The organism is Peribacillus sp. P4_C12, assembly GCF_056402095.1.
In genome coordinates this window covers 1-3,319 of sequence record NZ_JBFUIB010000417.1, presented here as the reverse complement: position 1 = coordinate 3,319, position 3,319 = coordinate 1, and the positions used below count along the sequence as shown (strand labels likewise).

Here is a 3,319-nt window from a genome sequence, read left to right as displayed (position 1 = left end):
GTATAGTGGTTCGTAATTTTGGTTGGTATCTATTGCTACTACCTAACGGAACGATAAATCAAACGTTGATGGCTCTAGGTATTATAGATACTCCATTGAAACTACTATTTTCGGAAATTGGAGTTGTTATCGGGCTTTCTAACGCATACCTGCCTTTCATGATCTTATCTATTGTTGCTAGCTTATATAATATTGATCCTTCTTTAGATAAGGCGGGAGCAATTCTTGGGGCAAGTCCTTTCAGAAGGTTCTTTTCGATTACTTTGCCGCTAAGTATACCTGGTATTGTCTCTGGTTGCATTCTTGTATTTAGCTTGTCGATGAGTGCCTATGTTACACCTGCACTAATGGGCGGAGCAAATGTACCAGTAATGCCAGTTGTCATATATGATCAAATAAATAACTTGCTTCACTGGACATTTGGATCAGCTCTTTCTTATATTCTATTAGCAACAACTGTCATTTCAGTAGCTGTCTTTACTAGAATGTTTGAAAAAGGGAAATTTAAGGAGGTATTCCGATGATGAAAACTCTTGGTGGCCTTCGCATCGCTGTTGCTGTGTTAGCAATAATCTATATCTTAATACCACTCATTGTAGTTATACCTGCTTCTTTTACAAGTGCTAATTATCCAAGTTTTCCAGCAGAAGGTTTCTCACTACAATGGTATACCAAAATTTTAGAGCGCCCTGAGTTTTTGGAAGCATTTATTAATAGTGCCAAATTCGCCGCCTTAGCAGCTATTTTCTCCGTCATATTTGGAACTTTAGGGGCTCTTGGCATTGCAAAGTATGATATACCCGGCAAATCGTATATTACGGCTCTCTTAACTTCTCCATTAAGTGTGCCGCAGCTTGTTTTAGGTATTGCACTGTTGATGTATTTCACACCAATGATGCTTGCTGGTACTTCTACAGGATTTTTAATTGCCCATATTGTCATTTGTATCCCATATGTAATGCGTCTCGTTTTAACTGGTTTAAGTGGATTTGATTATAATCTTGAACGTGCTGCAGCTATACTTGGTGCTAATCCACTTACTGTTTTTTTGAAAGTGACACTTCCGCTTATTGGATCAGCTGCTATCTCAGGAGGACTATTTGCATTTCTAACTTCATTTGATAATGTAACTGTCTCTCTTTTTATGGTATCACCTGAAATGCGTACGCTTCCAATTGAGATTTTTTCACAAATGCAGGATGCCTATAATCCAATCGTTGCTTCCGTGTCAAGCGTAGTTATTTTCATATCAGTCGTTCTAATCGTTATACTTGAAAAAATTCAAGGTGTCGGAAAGGTTTTCGGCGGTTCTCATCATACAAACGGTTAATAGAAACGTAGACAATAAGTTTATTATTCACTTGCTTGAATCAACTAATTTTTTAGACATTTGCCCCTGCGGGTTTTTACACAATTTGTCCATTCAAATAAGCTAAACACCGTTTTGCTGCTGATAAAGGAGCCGTTAGGATGGGGACAGAAGGGTTAACCAGCTTTGCTACATGTTCCATACTATATTGGGAAAGCACAATCACTTCTGTTCTTCCATCCATTTGTTCAACCATCATTTTTACCCGCTCGTCATGTTCTGCTCTTTTTCCTTGCGATAATAAGTGGATAATMCCAGGATCAACTATGGATTCCACAATACAGTCTGGGTTTTTATCTCTTAGATAATTTTGAAGGGCGATTGGTGTTTCTTTTACCGTAGATATTAGACCGATACTATTATATTGAAGTGCTTCATCAAGCATCGCTTCATCTGACCGAAATAACTTCACAGGATAAAGAGGTTGTAAAATTGATGTAATATCGTTAAATGCAGAGCAGGTAAGTTGAATACAGGAAACACCAGAGTCATAGGCTAAGTTCACTAATAAAGAAAAGCGGCGAATGATTTCTGGAGTTAGCGTGCCGCTTTTTCCCATTAAAGCAAGCAGGTTCGTGTCCATAAAATGAAGAAGCTCAAGGTCTGGTTCAACTGTCTGAAACGCTTTTTCAATCGGATTTAGTGCGGTTGTTGTTGCATGAATCAATGCAATTTTCAATAGAAACCCTCCTTTTCCTTTAATTTCATTATATCTAGCAGGACACTGTAACGCTATTATATTCATTAAAAATGAATACGAATGACAGAGGTTACAAAATCACTTCGATAAAAACCTTATTTAATAAAAAATGTTGGATAGGTATTCAATAAAGTATGTCTCTTGTTAGGAAAATGATAAAGTGTTTGACTGAAGAAGTGATTTCAGTTATCGATATCTTTTCTGTCGTGAAACACGTATGTGTACGATCTTTTCGATCAACCATATTTTTATTCGAAAACTATTAAGAGGGTATGATGATTTTTTCTATTCATTTATCTCTAGATTATTATAGAGAAGGAAGTGAGAAGCATAGAGATGAAATTTCCCTAGAGGTTCAGGTACTTCACTAAGTGGTGGACCATTACCAGTTAAAGGTGGTATGGTTCTTGATTTGACTCGTTTAAGTGATAAATTGATTATAGACCGCGAAAATATGCTTGCCATTGTTTCTCCAGAATAATTACGGCAAATATACATAAAAAAGCTGAAGAAGTGGGATTGTTCTATCCACCTGACCCTAGTAGTTCCAATGTGGCCACTATAGGTGGGGATTTTTTAGAAAATGAAAAAATGAAAGATCTATAAGAAACACATGCTGCCACGGTCATCACTGTTAATCCTGCTGCCAGATGCAAATGAGCATTGGCATTCAAAGAGAAGGAGCGGCAAAGTGAATCAAAAGTATGCATCTTGTTAAAATACTCACTGAGGCTTGCGGAATACATTAATGGATAGAAAAATGCGGTAATTAGTCAATAGAACAAGTAAGCATAAAAAGCATCTGCAATTCCTTTAAATAAGGAGAAATTGCTGGTGCTTATTGTTCATCCATAATAATCTATTTCATGCTCAATTCTTAAAGCATATGCTACGAAATTATATGATTGATTTCAATATATACTATAGCTGTCTGACTCGGTAACTAACATTATCAGGTGCTCGAAATGTGCTGGTAAAAAATCTAAGGAGAACTTATATACAAAATATGCAGTTTAAGGGTTGTTGAACAGAACGGATGGCTCTATACCATTTTATTAGCTCCATTATATCGAAAGCTAGGGTGAGCCGCCTCGATGACCCCTTTTAGTTCGATTGATTAAAACCATTAATTGATATTACTAATCATAAGGCCTTGAAATTTTACTATATTAACATATGGAAAAGGGTATAATAAGAAATGTAAGAATAAATTTCTTAGTATAAAGGATATTTGTAGTATCGGGTTTAAT

3 protein-coding genes and 1 pseudogene are annotated in these 3,319 nt (G+C 36.2%); 3 read left to right on the top strand and 1 reads right to left on the bottom strand.

The annotated features are described in order from the left end of the window. The coding region (locus AC1DUW_RS24085) for an ABC transporter permease (RefSeq protein ID WP_477643651.1) at positions 1–524 on the top strand (524 nt) is incomplete at its 5' end. Then, positions 524–1,330, top strand: a complete 807-nt coding sequence (locus AC1DUW_RS24080) for an ABC transporter permease (protein ID WP_176527609.1) — start codon at positions 524–526, stop codon at positions 1,328–1,330. The genes AC1DUW_RS24085 and AC1DUW_RS24080, both read left to right, overlap by 1 nt. Positions 1,331–1,406: 76 nt before the next feature. On the opposite strand, the gene AC1DUW_RS24075 is transcribed toward AC1DUW_RS24080, so the two are convergent. Continuing rightward, positions 1,407–2,048: a hypothetical protein gene (locus AC1DUW_RS24075; protein ID WP_053346077.1), complete on the bottom strand. Its 642-nt coding sequence runs from the start codon at positions 2,046–2,048 to the stop codon at positions 1,407–1,409. 364 nt (positions 2,049–2,412) lie between these two features. Here AC1DUW_RS24075 and AC1DUW_RS24070 point away from each other — a divergent pair. Continuing rightward, a pseudogene (locus tag AC1DUW_RS24070) lies at positions 2,413–2,654 on the top strand (FAD-binding oxidoreductase); the annotation flags it as partial. Between the last annotated feature and the right edge of the window lie 665 nt (positions 2,655–3,319).

What these genes read in the sequence shown, in the direction of transcription:
- AC1DUW_RS24080 (WP_176527609.1), top strand. Translation starts at nt 524, where the DNA reads ATGAAAACTCTTGGTGGCCTTCGCATCGCTGTTGCTGTGTTAGCAATA.